This window comes from Nitratireductor pacificus pht-3B, assembly GCF_000300335.1.
GTDB lineage: Bacteria > Pseudomonadota > Alphaproteobacteria > Rhizobiales > Rhizobiaceae > Nitratireductor > Nitratireductor pacificus.
In genome coordinates this window covers 34,418-51,001 of record NZ_AMRM01000029.1, presented here as the reverse complement: position 1 = coordinate 51,001, position 16,584 = coordinate 34,418, and the positions used below count along the sequence as shown (strand labels likewise).

Sequence of the window (16,584 nt, the reverse complement as noted above, 5' to 3'; positions counted from 1 at the left end):
GGCCGCCCCCGGCCTGCGGCCCCGCCGCCTCGGACGCGCCGCCGGAGACGCCGCCGGCCATGCAGCGGCAGCGCGTCAACGAACCCTTCTCGACGGGCGTTCGCGTCATCGACATCTTCACGCCGCTCTGCCACGGGCAGCGGCTCGGCGTTTTCGCCGGCTCGGGCGTCGGCAAGTCGACGCTCCTGTCGATGCTCGCCAACGCCGACGCCTTCGATACGGTCGTGATCGCGCTGATCGGCGAGCGCGGCCGCGAGGTCCGCGAGTTCCTGGAAGACACGATCGGCCCCGAGGGCATGAAGAAATCGGTCGCGGTGGTGGCGACCAGCGACGAGAGCGCGATGATGCGCCGCCGCGCGCCGGACACGGCGATGCGCGTCGCGGAGTATTTCCGCGACCGCGGCGACAAGGTCCTGCTGATCCTCGATTCCATCACCCGGTTCGCCCACGCGCTGCGCGAGGTGGCCATCGGCGCCGGCGAGCCGCCCGTGGCGCGCGGCTACCCGGCATCGGTTTTCACCGAACTGCCCCGCCTGCTCGAACGCGCCGGCCCCGGCGAGACGGGGCGCGGCTCGATCACCGCCATCCTGTCGGTCCTCGTCGACGGCGACGACCACAACGATCCGGTCGCCGATGCCGTGCGCGGCATTCTCGACGGCCATGTGGTGCTCGACCGGTCCATCGCCGAGCAGGGCCGCTATCCGCCGGTCAATCCCCTCGCCTCGATCTCGCGCCTGGCCGACCGCGCCTGGTCGGCCGACCAGAAGCGCCTCGTGCTTAGGCTGCGCACCATGCTGGCGCGCTTCGAGGACACGCGCGACATCCGCCTGCTCGGCGCCTATCAGGCCGGCCTCGATCCGGAGCTCGACCAGGCGGTGCGCCAGGTGCCGATCATCTACGACGCGCTGACGCAATCGCCGAGCGACCCGGCGTCGGCCGACCCCTTCGCCGATCTGGCGGTCAAGCTGAGAGCCGGAGAACCCGTCCATGCCGGATAAGCTCGCAAGTCTCGCGCTGCCCGACGGCAGCTTCACGGAAACGACCGACGCGCCCCTGCCCGGCGCGGATGTGCGTCCGCACAGGAGAAAGTTCCTCACCCGGCGCATCGAGAAGAAGCCGATCGCGAAGCCGAGTGGCGGAGGCTCGGACTGGGCGATCATGCTCGGCGGCATCGGGCTCGCGACCGTCTGCGCCCTGTTTCCCTGGTACATCTTCCTGAACCAGGACGAGTTCGGCATCCGCCCCCTCGCCTTCGAGGGCCGCCCGCCGGACGAGGGACCGCCGCCCGCCTTCCTGCCGGAACTGGTCGGCATGCGCATTCCGCAGAGCATGATCGACCTGCCGCAGCTCGACTACAGCGCCACCGGAACCGTCAGCGCCGAGCCGCTGGAGCCGGTGCCGGAACAGCCCTTCCCCGGCGACGCGCACGGGTTCCGGCTGGTCTACGCCGCCAACGGCCGGGCGATGATCGAGGACAAGGACGGCTACTGGATCGTCCAGCGCGGCTCGTCCCTGCCCGATGGAAGCCGCGTCTCGCGGATCCAGAACAACAAGGGACAGTGGGAGATCGTCACCACGCGCGACGCGGTGATCGCCGCCACCGGCGACGAACCTGCCGACACGCAAGGCCCACGCAAGACTGGCCTCCTAAGGTAGCGCCGACCATGTCCGCATAGACCGAGAGACCCAGCGATGCAGCCCGTCAATCTGTTCGATCTCGCCACCCAGCAGGCCAGATGGCTTTCCGTCCGGCAGACGACGGTGGCGAGCAACATCGCCAACGTCAACACGCCGGGCTACAGGGCGCTGGAGGTCGAATCCTTCGAGAACGTGCTGAACGGCACGCGCGTCGCCATGCAGGGGACCAGCGCCAACCATCTGAAGACCGGCGCGACCAACGCCTCCTTCGCCGTCGACAGCACGCCGGACCCGGCCATCCTGCCCTCGCAGAACACCGTCAGCATCGAGAAGGAGCTGGTCAACGCCGGCGAGGTGCGCCGTTCGTTCGAACTGAACACCGCCATCGTCAAGGCCTTTCACCGCATGCTGATGAACACGTCGAGGGGGTAGTTCGTGGATCCGCTTTCCGCCGCACTGAAGGTTGCCGCGTCCGGTCTGCAGGCACAATCCGAGCGCCTGCAGGTCGTTTCGGAAAACCTGGCGAACGCCAAGTCGACCAGCGACGTGCCCGGCGGCGATCCCTATCGCCGCAAGACCATCAGCTTCGTGGCCGAACTTGACCGCGATATCGGCGGCAGCATGGTCGAGATCGGTGCGGTGGCCACCGACCCGTCCGACTTCACGCTCGAATACGACCCGGGCCACGAGGCCGCCGACGAGCGCGGCTACGTGAAGCTGCCGAATGTGAACATGCTTGTCGAAATGGCTGACATGCGCGAGGCCAATCGCGGCTATGCGGCCAATCTCCAGGTCATCAAGCAGGCGCGCGAACTGATTTCAATGACCATAGATTTGATGCGGAGCCAGTCATGATCCCCCCCGTCGGCACGATAGCCCCCCTCTCGCCTTCCGATGCCAGCGCGCTTCAGCCGGCGCGGCAGGCCGCCACTTCGGAAACCGGCGAGGCCTTCAGCGCCATGCTCGGCGAGGCCGCGGCCAACACGGTGGCGAAGCTCGGCCATGCAGAAACGGTATCGCTGAAGGCGCTGCAAGGCGAAGCCGATGCACGCGACGTCGTCGATGCCGTGATGAGCGCCGAACAGGCGCTGCAGGCGGCCATCGCCGTCCGCGACAAGCTGGTCACCGCCTATCTCGACATCAGCCGCATGGCCATCTGAGGAGCCTGATCCATGAAAGCCCTTTCCATCGCGGCCACCGGCATGAGCGCCCAGCAACTCAACCTGGAAGTCATCGCCAACAACATCGCCAACATCAACACCACCGGCTTCAAGCGGGCACGGGCGGAGTTCTCCGACCTGCTCTACCAGACGGAGCGCCTGCAGGGCGTGCCGAGCCGCGCCAACCAGGCGGTCATTCCCGAAGGCGCCAATGTCGGCCTCGGCGTGCAGGCCGCCGCCGTGCGCAACCTGCACATCCAGGGCCCGCTGAACCACACCGGCAACAAGCTGGACGTGGCCCTGATCGGGCGCGGCTGGTTCGAGATCGAAGGCGCCGACGGGCAGCCGCTCTACACCCGCGCCGGCGCCTTCAACACCAATGCAACGGGCCAGCTGGTGACGACCGAGGGCTATACGGTCGCGCCCGGCATCACCGTGCCGGAAGGCGCGATCGACGTGGTGATCAACAACACCGGCCAGGTGTTCGCCCGCATCGACGGGCAGCTCGAGATGGAGAATCTCGGCCAGCTCACGCTGTCGAACTTCGCCAACGAGGCCGGCCTGGCGCCGATCGGCGACAATCTCTTCCGCGAGACGCCCGCCTCCGGCGCGGCGACGCCGGGCGTGCCGGGCGATCCGGGCTTCGCGACGATCCGCCAGAGCTATCTGGAAGGCTCGAACGTCGATCCGGTGAAGGAGATCACCGAGCTGATCTCGGCACAGCGCGCCTATGAAATGAACTCCAAGGTGATCCGCGCCGCCGATGAGATGGCGGCAACCGTCACCCAGTCGATACGGTAGGATAACGTGAACCGGCACAGCTCATTTTCAGCGCTCGCCATGGCGCTCCTGGCCATGATCGCCATGGCGGCTCCCGCCCCGGCGCAGGAACAGGCGGTTGTGTCCACCCGCGTCATCTATCCCGGCGAGACCATCACCATGGACGCGCTGGATGAAATCGTCCTGCGCCGCCCGCCGCGCGGCAACACGGCGATCGCGCGCATGCTGGAGGACATCGACGGCAAGGTGGCGCGCCGCACGCTTCTTCCCGGAAGGCTCATTCCGGTGAGCTATGTGCGCGAACCCTATCTGGTGGAGAACGGCAGTCCGGTGACCGTCCTGTTCACCGAAGGCGCACTGACCATCTCGATCCGTGCCGTGCCGCTCCAGGCCGGTGCGGCCGGCGACATGATCCGGTTGAGGAACGCCGACAGCGGCCGTACCTTCACGGGAATGGTGATGGCCGACGGCACGGTGAAGGTCGGCACGATATGATCGCCCGTCTCCTCACCGCCGCCCTTCTCGCGATTGCCCTGGCGGCGCCGGCCAGCGCCGCGTCACGCATCAAGGACGTTGCGACGCTGCAGGCCGCGCGCGACAACCAGCTCGTCGGCTATGGCCTCGTCATCGGCCTTCAGGGCAGCGGCGACAGCCTGCGCAACGCGCCTTTCACCGAACAGTCCATGCGCGCCATGCTGGAGAATCTCGGCATCGCCTCCGAAGGCGGCCGCGCCCGCGCGAAGAACGTGGCTGCGGTGATCGTCACCGCCAACCTGCCGCCCTTCGTCCAGTCGGGCGCGCGCATCGACGTCAACGTCTCCTCGCTCGGCGATGCCACCTCGCTCGCCGGCGGCACGTTGGTGATGACGCCGCTGCGCGCCGCCGACGGCGAAATCTATGCCGTCGCGCAAGGCTCGGTCATCGTTTCGGGGTTCAGCGCGCAAGGCCAGGCCGAGCAACTCACGCAGGGCGTGCCCACCGCCGGCCGCGTACCGAACGGCGCCATCATCGAGCGCAAAGTCGAGGCCTCCCTCTCCGACACCGCGTCGCTCGTCCTGCAACTGCGCAATGCGGACTTTTCGACGGCGGTGCGCGTCGCCGACGCCATCAACGACTACACCGGCTCGCGTTTCGGCCAGCGCCTCGCCGCCGAGGAAGACGCCCGCACGATCCGCATCCGCCGTCCGAAGGGCATCTCCTTCGCCCGCTTCTACGCCGAGATCGAGAACCTGATGGTCGAATCCGACGGACCCGCCCGCGTCGTCGTCGACGAGCGCACCGGCACGGTGGTGATCGGCAACGACGTGCGCATCTCGCGCGTCGCCATCAGCCATGGCGCACTGACCGTGCGCATCACCGAGATGCCGCAGGTCGTCCAGCCGGAACCCTTCTCGCGCGGCGAGACCGCCGTGGAGCCCTTTACCCAGATCGAGGCCGATCAGCCCGACGCCAAGGTGGCGGTGCTTGATGGACCCGATCTGCAAACCCTCGTGTCCGGCCTCAACCGGCTCGGCGTGAAGCCCGACGGCATCATCGCCATCCTCCAGGGCATCAAGTCCGCCGGCGCCCTGCAGGCCGAACTCGTGCTGCAATAGGCCAGGCCATGCGACACGCAACCACCCTCAGAAAACTCGCCTCCGGCACGCTCGCGGCTCTCGTGATCCTCACGCAGGCCGCCCCGTTGCATGCGCTGGCGGCAGGCGAGCCGGCCGACATGCCTGCCGACGAGGTGCAGCGCTTCTGCGCCAACATCGCCGATGCGGCGCGCGACCGCCGCTATTCGCTGCAGGCGATGGAACTGAAGAAGCTGAGGGGCGAGGTCGACGAACGCATCGCGGCGCTCGAGCAAAAGCGGGCCGACTACGAGGCCTGGCTGGAGCGGCGGAACGTCTTTCTCGCCAAGGCCGAGAGCGGCATCGTGTCGATCTACGGCGCCATGCGCCCCGACGCCGCCGCCGAGCGTCTGGCCGAAGTGCCGATCGAGCTGGCGGCTGCCATCCTGATGAAGCTGGAGCCACGCGTGGCCGGCGTCATCCTCAACGAAATGAACAGCAAATCGGCCGCCATGCTGACCAGCATCATCGCCAGCGCGGCGCGTCCGGAGGACCCCACATGACGTTCCGGCCCGCCCTTGTCCTGCCCCTGCTGCTGGTTGCCGGCTGCTCGCAGACCATGAACGAGATCGGCAAGGAGCCGGCCATGTCGCAGGTCGGTGCGAGCATCGATCCCGAGATGATGGCGGCCTACAATTATCCGAAGCGCCCCGCGCCGGCGCTGACGCGCTACTCCCTGTGGGACGACCGGCAGAGCCGGCTGTTCACCGATGCGCGCGCGCTGAATGCCGGCGACATCCTGACGGTCGAGATTTCCATCAACGACAAGGCCCGCTTCAAGAACGAGTCCGAGCGCTCGCGCGATGCCAGCCGCAGCCTCGGCCTGTCCGGCTCCTACTCGGTCGGCGGGGCCGGTTCGTCGGCGGCCGCCGAAGGCCAGATCGGATCGGGAACCTCCACCTCCGGCGGCGGCGCAACCGAGCGTTCGGAAAACATCCGCCTGCTGGTCGCCGCGGTGGTGACCCAGGTGCTGAGCAACGGAAACCTGCGCATTCGCGGCACGCAGGAAGTGCGCGTCAACGCGGAGCTGCGCATCCTGACCATCGACGGCATCGTGCGGCCGAGCGACATCGACCCGCAGAACATGGTGTCCTACGAGCGCATCGCCGAGGCGCGCATCTCCTATGGCGGCCGCGGCCGCCTGACGGAGGTGCAGCAGCCGCCCTACGGGCAGCAGTTCCTCGACACCGTCCTGCCGTTCTGACCGCAATCCCCCTGGAGCCTGACAAAGCGTGGCGCTGCTCGAAAAACAAACCTCGGAACGCACGGGACCCTCGATGGTGGTCCAGTTGCTGCTGCTGGTCGGCCTGACGGCGCTGACGGCCGGCGCCGGCTGGTTCGCGGGCGGCTATCTGCAGAACCGCACGGGCGGCGAAAAGGATGAGCCTGCCGTCGCGGAGAGTGGCGCGCACGGCGGCGAGAAGGAAGACGGCAAGCCGCACGGCCTGCCGGGCGTGCTCGACATCCAGCCGATCACGACCAATCTCGCCGAACCGAGCGACGTCTGGGTGCGGGCCGAATTCTCCCTGGTCTTCGACGGTCTTCCCGACCCGGCGGTCGCCGAGGCGGTTCACCAGGACCTGTTCGCCTATATCCGCACGGTGCGCCTGCGCCAGGTGGAGACGGCGAGCGGCTTCCAGCATTTCCGTTCCGATCTCGAGGAGCGCGCCCGCATCCGCAGCGACGGCGCGGTCAGCCGGATCCTGTTCCGGGCCCTGTTGTTCGAATGAGACTCATCCTCCTGGCCATCATCGCGGCGGTCGTTCCCACGGCGGCGGCGGCACAGACCATCGATCTCGGCGCGCTGACCGGCGGCGGCGACGGTTCGACGGTCGGCACCATCATCCAGATGTTCGGCCTGCTGACGATCCTGTCGATCGCGCCGGGCATCCTGATCATGGTGACGAGCTTCACCCGCTTCATCATCGCGTTCTCGATCCTGCGCGCCGGCATCGGCCTGCCCTCGACGCCGGCCAACCTGATCCTGATCAGCCTGTCGCTGTTCATGACCTTCTACGTCATGGCGCCGACCTTCGACCGGGCCTGGGCGGACGGCGTCAAGCCGCTGATGAACAACGAGATCAGCGAGGAAGTCGCGCTCGAACGCATCTCCCAGCCCTTCCGCAGCTTCATGACCAACAATGTGCGCGAGAAGGATTTTGCCCTCTTCTCCGACCTTGCGACGGAGCGCGGCAACATCGACGCCAATATCGAGACGGCCGATCTGCGCGTGCTGATCCCCGCCTTCATGATCTCGGAAATCCGCCGCGGCTTCGAGATCGGTTTCCTGATCGTCCTGCCGTTCCTGGTGATCGACCTGATCGTCGCCACCATCACCATGTCGATGGGCATGATGATGCTGCCGCCGACAGTCGTCTCGCTGCCGTTCAAGATCCTGTTCTTCGTGCTGATCGACGGTTGGAACCTGCTTGTCGGGAGCCTTGTGCGCTCGTTTGCATAACCGGCGCGCCTGTTCCTCCGCTTTTTTTCCGAACCCGCGATCCGGTTATCCTTTTGGTAGGAAATGCCCTCCATAAATGCGCTCATTGCATGGCGGACTGATCTCTGTTCGAGGTCACGGGCATGATGCCGCTCCGTCATACCGGTTGGCCCGGTATGTCCCTCGTTTGTATCGTATTTCAGGGGCGTTTATCCCATGGCAAGCATCATGACCAATGCGTCGGCAATGACGGCGCTGCAGACCCTCAACAACATCTCCAAGAACATGGCCACCACCCAGTCGCGTATTTCGACGGGCCTTCGCGTGGCTGAGGCTTCCGACAACGCGGCTTACTGGTCCATCGCGACCTCGATGCGTTCGGACAACAAGGCTCTCTCGAGCATCCAGGACGCCCTGGGTCTCGGCGCGGGCAAGCTCGACACGGCCTACACGGGCATGAACGAAGTGATCGACACGGTCGACAAGATCAAGCAGAAGCTGGTCACCGCCCGCGGCGCTTCGCAGGAAGACCAGAACAAGATCAAGACCGAAATCACCGCTCTGCAGAACCACATCAAGTCGGTTGTCGCCAACTCGAACTATGCCGGCTCGAACATTCTCCAGGACGGCACGGACGTGAACATCGCGGCTTCCTACAACCGCGTCGGCACGGCCGTGACGGTCGACAAGATCACGATCACCGGCTCCACCGTCCAGGTTCTGGACAACACCGGCGCCAACGGCATTGCCGGCGACGTCGTTGCTGCGGCCCTGTTCGTTGCCGCCGCTCCCGGCGCTGCCAACGACACCGCGGTTGACGCGGCTCTCGTGACGGTCGAAACCGCTCTCGCCTCGCTCGCCGACCAGGCCGCGACGCTCGGTTCCGCCAAGTCGCGCGTCGATCTGCAGAAGGACTTCGTCTCGAAGCTTTCCGACGCCATCGAGCGCGGCGTTGGCCAGATGGTCGATGCCGACATGAACGAAGAGTCGGCTCGTCTTTCGGCCCTGCAGGTCCAGAGCCAGCTCGGCATCCAGGCGCTGTCGATCGCCAACTCGAACTCGCAGAACATCCTTTCGCTGTTCCGCTAAGACATTGACCGGCTCGCAGGAGCCGGCTCAATCCGAAAGAGAACGGGCCGCCCGACAGGGCGGCCCGTTTTCGTTCGTCCCGGCATGGGCCCTGTCGCTGTTCGTTAAACCATTGTTAACCATGAACGCCTACTTATGGTTAACCATTCCTTTGCGTCATTCGCCATGGCGCTGGGGGGCGATCAACGAAGGGGTGAGCACGTGGCCAGTATCATGACGAACGCTTCCGCAATGGTGGCGTTGCAAAGCTTGAAGATGACCAACAAATCGCTGGACGTGGTGCAGGGCCGCATCTCGACCGGCTACCGGGTGGCCGAGGCCAGCGACAATGCCGCCTACTGGTCGATCGCCACGACCATGCGCTCCGACAACAAGGCGCTTTCGGCCGTGCAGGATGCGCTGGGCCTCGGCGCCGGCAAGATCGACACCGCCTACACCGCCATGAACGACGTGCTGAAGGCCGTCGACGAGATCAAGGCGAAGCTCGTCACCGCGCGCGGCGCGAGCGCGGAGAACCAGACCAAGATCCAGGCCGAGATCAAGATCCTGCTCGATCAGGTCAAGAGCTCGGCCACCGGCGCCAGCTATGCCGGCACCAACATCCTGGCCACCAACGATGTCGGCCCGATCCAGATCGTCGCCTCCTACAATCGCTCCTCGGCCGGCGCCGTCAGTGTCGGAACGATCGACATCGACCTGACCGACCTGAAGCTGTTCGCGGCCGGCGGCGCGCCGGGCGGCCTTGCCGACGACATCATGCTGATCGACATCGTCACCAACGGCACCGATGCCAATATCGACGCCTATCTGGTGGACATCGAGACGGCCCTTTCCGAGATGTCGACCGCCGCTGCCAATCTCGGCGCCGCGAAGACCCGGCTCGACCTGCAGAAGGATTTCGTCTCCAACCTGACCGATTCCATCGAGCGCGGCGTCGGTCAGCTTGTCGATGCCGACATGAACGAGGAATCGACCCGCCTTCAGGCCCTTCAGGTGCAACAGCAGCTCGGCATCCAGTCGCTGTCGATCGCCAACCAGAACGCCCAGAGCATCCTGGCGCTGTTCAAGTAAGAACAGCGGTCCGATACAGATTTCCGGATGGGGTCGCGGCGCGGCCCCATTTCATTTTCGCACAAGCTTCGGAAGCTAGGCTCCCCGTGACTATTTCCATGGGAGCATTGGGCGTTGCCTGAGCAGTTTCAGAACGTTGTCGAGAACCTGAAAAGCCTGGGAGCCCGCAGGCTCGCCATCATGGGCGGCATCTTCGCCCTGATGATGGCCGTAATCGTGGCCGGCGCCGCCTATCTGAACAGGCCCGCATACGAAACGCTGTATGTCGGCCTCGACCGTTCCGACGTCAACCAGATCGGCCTCGTCCTCGGCGAGGCCGGCATCGGCTTCGACGTGGTTTCCGACGGCACCTCCGTTCTGGTGCCTGCCGGCAAGACCGCCCAGGCACGCATGCTGCTGGCCGAGAAAGGGCTGCCGAGCAGCACCAATGCCGGCTACGAGCTGTTCGACAATGTCGGCTCGCTGGGCCTCACCACCTTCATGCAGCAGGTCACCCGCGTCCGCGCGCTGGAAGGCGAGATCGCCCGGACGATCCAGTCCATCGCCGGCATCAAGGCGGCGCGCGTCCATATCGTCATGCAGGAGCGCGGCACCTTCCGCACAGAGGAACGCCAGCCCTCGGCTTCGGTCGTCATCCGCGCCTCCAACGTCAATTCCGCGGCGACCGCCGCGTCGATCCGCTATCTGGTCGCGGCCGCTGTGCCCGGCCTCGACGCCGAAAAGGTGACGGTGCTCGATTCCGCCGGCACGCTCCTGGCCGCCGGCGACGACCCGTCCAACAACACCGCGCAGCGCTCCATCGGCGTCGAGCGCAACGTGGAAAGCCAGATCGAGGAGAACATCCGCCGCACGCTCGCGCCCTATCTCGGTCCCGACAACTTCCGCGCCAGCGTGAAGGCCGACATCAACACGGATACAAGGCAGATCGAGGAAGTGATCTTCGATCCGGAATCGCGCGTGGAGCGCTCGGTGCAGGTGGTCCGGGCGAGCGACAGCGCCAACCGTGAAACCGCGCTCCAGCCGACGTCGGTGGCGCAGAACCTGCCGCAGGACGAGACGGCGGCGACCGAGGGGCCCAAATCCTCCGAGGAAAGCGAGCGCCGCGAGGAAACCACCAATTACGAGTTGAACACCAAGCGCATCGCCACCACGAGCAACGGCTACAGCGTCGAGAAGATGTCGATCGCCGTGGTCGTCAACCGCGCCCGGCTGATGCAGATTCTCGAAGCCAACGCGACGCCCGACCAGGTGGCCGAGCGGATCGCCGAGATCGAGAAGGTCGTGGCCTCCGCCACCGGTTTCAACCAGACGCGCGGCGACATCATCAACGTCTCGGCGGTGGAGTTCATCGACGGGCTGGACGGCACGGCCCTTCCGGAGCCCGGCATTCTCGACGCGATCGGCCAGCACACCGGCACGATGATCAATGCCGCCGCCTTCATCCTGGTCGCCTTCCTCGTCACCTGGTTCGGCCTGCGGCCGCTCGGCACGACGCTGATGCGCCCGGCGCTGGTCCAGGGCCCGGCCGGCGAGGACATGCAGCGCTCGCTGCCGACCCCCGAGGAACAGGCGCAACTGACGGATGGCGGCTATTCCGACCCGATCCTCGAGGAGGACGACACCTACGGCACCCATCGCCTGAAGATCCGTCCCGCCCCGCAGGAACGGCTGGCGCGCATGGTCGATCTCAATGAGGAGCGCACCGCGCACATCCTGCGCAAATGGGCCCGCGCCGAAGCGGAGGCGGTCTGATGCCCCCCGCCCTTGCCCTGATCGACGTTCTGCCCGATTTCGGCGGCGTCGCGCCGCTGAAGGCGTCGTCCGGCCCCTGGGTCGATCTGGAGGAACCCATGCCCGAACGCCGCGCGCCGGCGCCCGACCGCGACGTGACCACGATCGTCAGCGCCGAGGTGGCGGCGGCCGAGGCCGCGCTGGCGGAGCGGCTTGCGCAGGAGCACGCCGCCAACCTCGCGGAGGAGCAGGCCCGCCACGCGGAAGCGCTGCAGGCGACCCAGACGGCGCTTGCCGAACAGGCCGGCCGGATCATCCATGATCGGTTCGCCGAGATGGAGCGGACGGTGACGTCGCTCGCCAGCGAAGCTACGGCGCGCATCCTCAGCGTCGTCCTGACCAGAGAGCTGCAGCAGCGTTCGGTCGGCGAGCTGGAACGGATCATCCGCCAGGCTCTGCAGGACCGCGAGACGGTGCGCATCCGCGTCAGCGGCGCCCCGGTACTGTGGGACGCGCTCAAGGCCGGTCTCGGCGACACGGCCAGCCATGTCGATTTCGCCGAGGCGCCGGGTCTCGACATCAGCCTGTCGCTCGACGAGAAACTGTTTGAAACGCGGCTTGCCGAGTGGTCGGACACGCTGGCGGAGCTGATCCCATGAGCGTGGCCGAAAGCGAGGCCCGTCCACCCGAGATCATCATCGTGCGGCGCGGCGGCGGCGACGAGGAGGAAGGCCACCACGGCGGCGCCTGGAAGATCGCCTTCGCCGACTTCATGACCGCGATGATGTGCTTCTTCCTCGTGATGTGGTTGATCAACGCCACGAACGAGCAGACGCGCTCGGCGCTCGCCAGCTATTTCAACCCGGTCAAGCTGATCGACCGCACCACCAGCACCAAGGGGCTGGAGGACCTCGGCGAGGATCCCGACGAGGCGACGCCGCAGATCGAGACCGACGACAAGAATGCAGCCTCGTCGTCGGGAGAGCAGGAGCACAACTCAGGACCGATGGACTTCGAGAAGTCCATCGGCGAGGCCGCCATCCAGAAGCTCTCCGATGAAAGCCTGTTCTCCGATCCCTATTCCGTCCTGGCCGAGATCGCCGCCGAAACCGGCACGCAGGCCAACATATCGGAAAAGGGCGAAGGCGGCGCGCAGACGGCCGGCCCCTCCTCCGGCGCCACCGGCGGCGAATCCTACCGCGATCCCTTCGCTCCGGACTTCTGGTCCCAGCAGGTCGCGACCCCCGACATCGGCGTCCAGGGCGATCCCGACCAGGCCCGAGACAAGCCCGCGGGCGCCGAAACCGAGACCGCGACCGAAGGCGCGAATCGACCCGCCGCCGGCAATGCGGAGGTCACGACTGAGGTCGCGCCCGGCGTCGCCATGGCGCCCGTCGCCGAAGTCCAGCCCCTGAAACCCTCGCAGGAGGAAATCGAGGCCGCGAAGGCCGAGGCGGAAGCCGCAAAAGCGCGAGAGGCGCAGGCCGCAGAGACCACTGAGGAAACCGCGCAGGCCGCCCCGCAACCCCGCGTCCCCTCGGCGCAGAGCGAGGCGATCGCCGCCAACATCAGGTCCGAGCTGGCACGCGAATTCGCAAACAGTCCGCTTGCCGGTTCCGTGACCGTCGTGGCCACCGAGGACGGTGTGATCGTCTCCATCACGGACGACAACAAGCAGGGCATGTTCCCGGTCGGCTCGGCCGTGCCGGAACGCGAACTGGTCCTCGCGATGGACAAAATCGGCGGCGTGCTCACGGCCCAGACCGGGCTGATCAAGATTCGGGGCCATACGGACGGTCGTCCCTTCCGCAGCGAAACCTATGACAACTGGCGACTGTCCACGGCGCGCGCGCAGGCCGCCTACTACATGCTGGTTCGCGGCGGCCTGGACGAGCAGCGCATCGAGCAGGTGGCGGGCTTCGCCGACCGCAAGCTGAAGGTTCCCGACGATCCCTATGCCGATGCCAACCGGCGCATCGAGATCCTGCTGGAACTGCCGCAATGAGATGGCGCGTGACGGTTGCCGCCTTCCTGATGAGCGGCGCTGTCCTGTGTGGCGGCGCCGCGGCGGCATCGCTGCAACCGTTCCAGATGGTGCGCTCCCTGCAGGTGCTGCAGGATCGCATTGCCAATGGCGATCACGCCGCCCTGCCGATGCAGCAGAAACTGCTCGGCATCATCGACGACCGCCTGCGCCAGGCCGCGCCTGAGGATTTCGCCGACCAGCGCAATCTGCGCGCCCTCCTGATCTACGGATTGAGCGGCGGCAATCCGCGGACGCTAGAAACCATCTTCCCGAGGCTCCGTCTCGAGGGCGAGCAGGCGAAACTGGGCAGCGCCATCGTCCACTACGCGCGCGGCGACTTCCAGAACGCCCGCGACGGCCTGCGTGACATCGATCCGATGACGCTCGATCCGGAGGTCGGCCCGCCGGTCGCGCTGGTGACGGCTGCGGTTCTGGCCGCAGAGGAGCCGGCCATCGCCGCCCGGCTGCTCGACGACGCGCGGCTGCTCAGTCCGGGCACGCTGATCGAGGAAGCAGCCCTGCGGCGCAGCATTCCGGTGGCCGCCGCGCTGAAGGACACCCAGCGCTTCGCCAGCGCGGCGGAACAGTATGCACGCCGGTTTCTCCGCTCTCCCTATGCCAGCCAGTTCGCCGATTCCTTCGTCGCGGCGATTGTCGCCATGCACGAGACGGTCGATCTCGCCGTGGTCGACGACGTGGCCGCGCTGATGAGCGACGAGCAGGCGCGCATCGTCTACCTGCGGCTGGCGCGCAAGAGCGCCATCGAGGGATACGACCGCCTGCAGGCCTTCGCCTCGGAGAAGGCGACGGGCTATGCGGAGCAGACCAGCACGGGCGAAGACCCGCGCGCGACGCTCTATGCCAACATGGCCTCCGTCACCTCGGACAATGTCGAGCAGGTTCTCGCGACCCTGGGCGGCATCGACCGCGCACGGCTTTCCGAGAAGGACCGCGAACTGCTCGATGCGGCCAAGGCGATCGCCCATGCGGTCTTGAACCGGCCGCCCGGCTCGGCCGGCACCGACCCCGCGCCGCGCAATGTCGCGGAGGAGACCCGGGAAGAAGCGGCGCCGGCGGCGGTTGAGGCTGCCGTCGAGAGCGAGCCCGACGCGGAAGAAGCCTATCTGCGCGACATGCGCGACAAATTGCAGGCCATCGACGCGCTGCTGGTGAAGGAGACGGAAGAATGAACGCGGCGCTCGGCAACACCATCCCCGCTGTCGCTCAGGCGCACGACGCCAATCCCCGAAGCCGGGGCAACGCGGCGCAGGACGACGCGAACTTCCGGGAAGCGCTCGACGGCGAGCGCAAGGCCGGGTCGGATGTCCGGGCGAAGAACGATGCCGCGCAGGAGAAGAGGCCGGGCCTGATGCCCGTTCGCTGGACATTGCCGCATGCGGTGAACCAGGCGTCCGGCCGGATGCCGGCACGCCAGGACGCTCCGGATGGCGGGGACGGCGCGACAGAGGATGTCGGCACGGAAACGCCGGTGGTCGCCCTGCCGGCCGGCGAAGAACGCCATGATGCACAAAAGCCGGTGCAGGCCATGCCGGAGGAAGCCGCTCGCGCTGACCTGCAGCCTGCGAGGCCGGAGGCAGACAATCCCGAAATGGGTGCCGCCGATGCCGACGCGGCGTCTGGAAGATCAGCGCCGGCCGCTGAGCCGGGAGCGCGGGCCGCCAGCCAGCCGGCGGCTCCAGCGATGCCGCCGGCGCCGCCCCCTGCCCACGAGCGTGCGCCCCAGAAACCCGCGCCCGCCGCGGTGCTGAACCGGTCCGGCGGCGAAGCCGAAGCAGGCGCCGCCGGCCGCGCCGAGACAATGCGGGAGCGCACCGTGGACAACTCCGGCAGACCGGACATGCAGGCCAATGCGCCAAGACCGGAGATACGTCCGGTGAATGCTGCCCCGGAAGCCCTGCCGCGCGACGGACAGGCCGAGATCCGCGTCCTGTCCATCCAGCGCGCACCGGCACCCGCCGCGTCCAGCGACCAGACCGGCACCGCCGGCCAGCAATCCGCACCCGCGGAAGCCGCGCGGACGCAATCAACGACACATTCGGAAGCCGGCCGCGTCCTCCAGACGCTCAAGATCCAGCTTCATCCGGCGGAACTTGGCCCTGTCACCGCCCGTCTGCGCATCGTCGCTGAACAACTCATGGTTGATATTCAAGTGGAGACGGCAGAAGCCCGTCACCGCCTCGGCAGCGACAGCGACGCCATCGTGAAGGCGCTGCGCGGACTGGGCTACGACATCGACCGCGTCACCATACAGCAGGCCACCCCCGGTTCGCCGTCGAATGGCGCGCCTGCCGGCAAGGGCGGCGACGGTGCATTCCAGTCGGCGGCAGGCGGCCAGGGCGGGGACGAACAATCGCACGGCGCCGGCCAGCAGAACGGCCGGGAGGGCGCGGCCCGAAACACCAGCCCGGCACAGGACGGCGGCGATGCGTCTGGCGGCGGTCTTTACATTTAGCCTCGGCCTGATGGGCGCGGCGCACGCCGCCGCTAACCCCTGCGAGGGGGAGATCCTGCGCGCCGCGGAAAAATACCAGGTGCCGCCCGGAATCCTTTACGCCGTGGGGCTTACGGAGACCGGCGTCAAGGGCAGTCTCCAGCCCTATGCGCTGAACATCGAGGGCAAGGCGGTCTTCGCCCGCAGCGCCGGCGAGGCCATGCGGACCTTCGAGCAGGCGCGGGACAGGGGCGTGAAGCTGATCGACCTGGGCTGCATGCAGATCAACCACCACTACCACGCCAGCGCCTTTCCCGGTCTGCGCGCCATGCTCGACCCGCGCCGCAACGTCGATTACGCCGCGCGCTTTCTGGTCCAGCTCAAGGAGCGGCACGGCTCCTGGTCGATGGCGGTCGCGCGCTACCATGCAGGCCCGGACAACGACCCGGCGCAGAAGCGCTATGTCTGCCGCGTCATCACCAACATGGTCGCCACCGGCTTCGGCGAATGGACGCCGGAGGCGCGAAGTTTCTGCACCCCCTGATTGAAAGAGCGGCATCTCCACCGCGAGAATCGCGGGGACA

At 67.1% G+C, this 16,584-nt stretch carries 20 protein-coding genes; all 20 read left to right on the top strand.

Annotated features, from left to right (window positions below):
* On the top strand, positions 1-998 hold a 998-nt coding region (locus tag NA2_RS19800; RefSeq protein ID WP_008599018.1), incomplete at its 5' end, for a FliI/YscN family ATPase.
* A complete protein-coding gene (locus NA2_RS19795; protein ID WP_008599017.1) occupies positions 988-1,656 on the top strand; it encodes a hypothetical protein in 669 nt (222 codons plus the stop codon). The genes NA2_RS19800 and NA2_RS19795, both read left to right, overlap by 11 nt.
* A 36-nt stretch (positions 1,657-1,692) precedes the next feature.
* The gene (gene flgB, locus NA2_RS19790; RefSeq protein ID WP_008599016.1) at positions 1,693-2,070 is read left to right on the top strand and encodes a flagellar basal body rod protein FlgB; all 378 of its coding nucleotides are present in this window, start codon (positions 1,693-1,695) and stop codon (positions 2,068-2,070) included.
* Between the two features lie 3 nt (positions 2,071-2,073).
* Positions 2,074-2,493 carry a flagellar basal body rod protein FlgC gene (gene flgC, locus NA2_RS19785; protein WP_008599015.1) on the top strand — a complete coding sequence of 140 codons (420 nt, stop codon included), beginning with the start codon at positions 2,074-2,076 and terminating at the stop codon, positions 2,491-2,493.
* A complete protein-coding gene (fliE, locus tag NA2_RS19780) occupies positions 2,490-2,798 on the top strand; it encodes a flagellar hook-basal body complex protein FliE (protein ID WP_008599013.1) in 309 nt (102 codons plus the stop codon). Before flgC ends, fliE begins: the two co-directional genes overlap by 4 nt.
* A gap of 12 nt (positions 2,799-2,810) precedes the next feature.
* A complete protein-coding gene (gene flgG / locus NA2_RS19775) occupies positions 2,811-3,599 on the top strand; it encodes a flagellar basal-body rod protein FlgG (protein WP_008599011.1) in 789 nt (262 codons plus the stop codon).
* A 6-nt stretch (positions 3,600-3,605) separates the two neighbouring features.
* Positions 3,606-4,073 (top strand): flagellar basal body P-ring formation chaperone FlgA, encoded by a 468-nt coding sequence (flgA, locus tag NA2_RS19770; protein ID WP_040678720.1) that lies wholly within the window; start codon positions 3,606-3,608, stop codon positions 4,071-4,073.
* Complete coding sequence (locus NA2_RS19765; RefSeq protein ID WP_008599009.1) at positions 4,070-5,173, top strand: flagellar basal body P-ring protein FlgI; 1,104 nt, start codon at positions 4,070-4,072, stop codon at positions 5,171-5,173. The genes flgA and NA2_RS19765 overlap by 4 nt, the downstream gene beginning before the upstream one ends.
* Before the next feature lie 8 nt (positions 5,174-5,181).
* Positions 5,182-5,694, top strand: coding sequence for a MotE family protein (locus tag NA2_RS19760; protein ID WP_008599007.1), 513 nt, complete (start codon positions 5,182-5,184; stop codon positions 5,692-5,694).
* On the top strand, positions 5,691-6,395 hold the full coding sequence (gene flgH, locus NA2_RS19755) for a flagellar basal body L-ring protein FlgH (protein ID WP_008599006.1): 705 nt from the start codon (positions 5,691-5,693) through the stop codon (positions 6,393-6,395). The genes NA2_RS19760 and flgH overlap by 4 nt, the downstream gene beginning before the upstream one ends.
* A 73-nt stretch (positions 6,396-6,468) precedes the next feature.
* Positions 6,469-6,921, top strand: coding sequence for a flagellar basal body-associated FliL family protein (locus tag NA2_RS19750; protein ID WP_244423686.1), 453 nt, complete (start codon positions 6,469-6,471; stop codon positions 6,919-6,921).
* Positions 6,918-7,652, top strand: coding sequence for a flagellar type III secretion system pore protein FliP (fliP, locus tag NA2_RS19745; RefSeq protein ID WP_008599004.1), 735 nt, complete (start codon positions 6,918-6,920; stop codon positions 7,650-7,652). Before NA2_RS19750 ends, fliP begins: the two co-directional genes overlap by 4 nt.
* Positions 7,653-7,847: 195 nt before the next feature.
* Complete coding sequence (locus NA2_RS19740) at positions 7,848-8,720, top strand: flagellin N-terminal helical domain-containing protein (RefSeq protein ID WP_008599003.1); 873 nt, start codon at positions 7,848-7,850, stop codon at positions 8,718-8,720.
* A gap of 201 nt (positions 8,721-8,921) precedes the next feature.
* Positions 8,922-9,791, top strand: a complete 870-nt coding sequence (locus NA2_RS19735) for a flagellin N-terminal helical domain-containing protein (protein ID WP_040678717.1) — start codon at positions 8,922-8,924, stop codon at positions 9,789-9,791.
* Between the two features lie 114 nt (positions 9,792-9,905).
* Positions 9,906-11,543, top strand: coding sequence for a flagellar basal-body MS-ring/collar protein FliF (fliF, locus tag NA2_RS19730; protein ID WP_008599001.1), 1,638 nt, complete (start codon positions 9,906-9,908; stop codon positions 11,541-11,543).
* Positions 11,543-12,181: a FliH/SctL family protein gene (locus tag NA2_RS19725; protein ID WP_008599000.1), complete on the top strand. Its 639-nt coding sequence runs from the start codon at positions 11,543-11,545 to the stop codon at positions 12,179-12,181. Before fliF ends, NA2_RS19725 begins: the two co-directional genes overlap by 1 nt.
* Positions 12,178-13,527 (top strand): MotB family protein, encoded by a 1,350-nt coding sequence (locus NA2_RS19720; protein ID WP_008598998.1) that lies wholly within the window; start codon positions 12,178-12,180, stop codon positions 13,525-13,527. Before NA2_RS19725 ends, NA2_RS19720 begins: the two co-directional genes overlap by 4 nt.
* Positions 13,524-14,738: a chemotaxis protein gene (locus NA2_RS19715; RefSeq protein WP_008598996.1), complete on the top strand. Its 1,215-nt coding sequence runs from the start codon at positions 13,524-13,526 to the stop codon at positions 14,736-14,738. The genes NA2_RS19720 and NA2_RS19715 overlap by 4 nt, the downstream gene beginning before the upstream one ends.
* Positions 14,735-16,021, top strand: coding sequence for a flagellar hook-length control protein FliK (gene fliK, locus NA2_RS19710; protein ID WP_008598994.1), 1,287 nt, complete (start codon positions 14,735-14,737; stop codon positions 16,019-16,021). Before NA2_RS19715 ends, fliK begins: the two co-directional genes overlap by 4 nt.
* A complete protein-coding gene (locus NA2_RS19705; protein WP_008598993.1) occupies positions 15,993-16,544 on the top strand; it encodes a lytic transglycosylase domain-containing protein in 552 nt (183 codons plus the stop codon). Before fliK ends, NA2_RS19705 begins: the two co-directional genes overlap by 29 nt.
* The last annotated feature ends 40 nt before the right edge of the window (positions 16,545-16,584 follow it).

Excerpts from the sequence above, each read along its gene's own strand:
- NA2_RS19795 (WP_008599017.1), top strand. The coding sequence starts at position 988 with ATGCCGGATAAGCTCGCAAGTCTCGCGCTGCCCGACGGCAGCTTCACG.
- flgB (WP_008599016.1), top strand. The coding sequence starts at position 1,693 with ATGCAGCCCGTCAATCTGTTCGATCTCGCCACCCAGCAGGCCAGATGG.
- fliE (WP_008599013.1), top strand. The coding sequence starts at position 2,490 with ATGATCCCCCCCGTCGGCACGATAGCCCCCCTCTCGCCTTCCGATGCC.
- flgG (WP_008599011.1), top strand. The coding sequence starts at position 2,811 with ATGAAAGCCCTTTCCATCGCGGCCACCGGCATGAGCGCCCAGCAACTC.
- NA2_RS19765 (WP_008599009.1), top strand. The coding sequence starts at position 4,070 with ATGATCGCCCGTCTCCTCACCGCCGCCCTTCTCGCGATTGCCCTGGCG.
- NA2_RS19760 (WP_008599007.1), top strand. The coding sequence starts at position 5,182 with ATGCGACACGCAACCACCCTCAGAAAACTCGCCTCCGGCACGCTCGCG.
- flgH (WP_008599006.1), top strand. The coding sequence starts at position 5,691 with ATGACGTTCCGGCCCGCCCTTGTCCTGCCCCTGCTGCTGGTTGCCGGC.
- NA2_RS19750 (WP_244423686.1), top strand. The coding sequence starts at position 6,469 with ATGGTGGTCCAGTTGCTGCTGCTGGTCGGCCTGACGGCGCTGACGGCC.
- fliP (WP_008599004.1), top strand. The coding sequence starts at position 6,918 with ATGAGACTCATCCTCCTGGCCATCATCGCGGCGGTCGTTCCCACGGCG.
- NA2_RS19740 (WP_008599003.1), top strand. The coding sequence starts at position 7,848 with ATGGCAAGCATCATGACCAATGCGTCGGCAATGACGGCGCTGCAGACC.
- NA2_RS19725 (WP_008599000.1), top strand. The coding sequence starts at position 11,543 with ATGCCCCCCGCCCTTGCCCTGATCGACGTTCTGCCCGATTTCGGCGGC.
- NA2_RS19720 (WP_008598998.1), top strand. The coding sequence starts at position 12,178 with ATGAGCGTGGCCGAAAGCGAGGCCCGTCCACCCGAGATCATCATCGTG.
- NA2_RS19715 (WP_008598996.1), top strand. The coding sequence starts at position 13,524 with ATGAGATGGCGCGTGACGGTTGCCGCCTTCCTGATGAGCGGCGCTGTC.
- fliK (WP_008598994.1), top strand. The coding sequence starts at position 14,735 with ATGAACGCGGCGCTCGGCAACACCATCCCCGCTGTCGCTCAGGCGCAC.
- NA2_RS19705 (WP_008598993.1), top strand. The coding sequence starts at position 15,993 with ATGCGTCTGGCGGCGGTCTTTACATTTAGCCTCGGCCTGATGGGCGCG.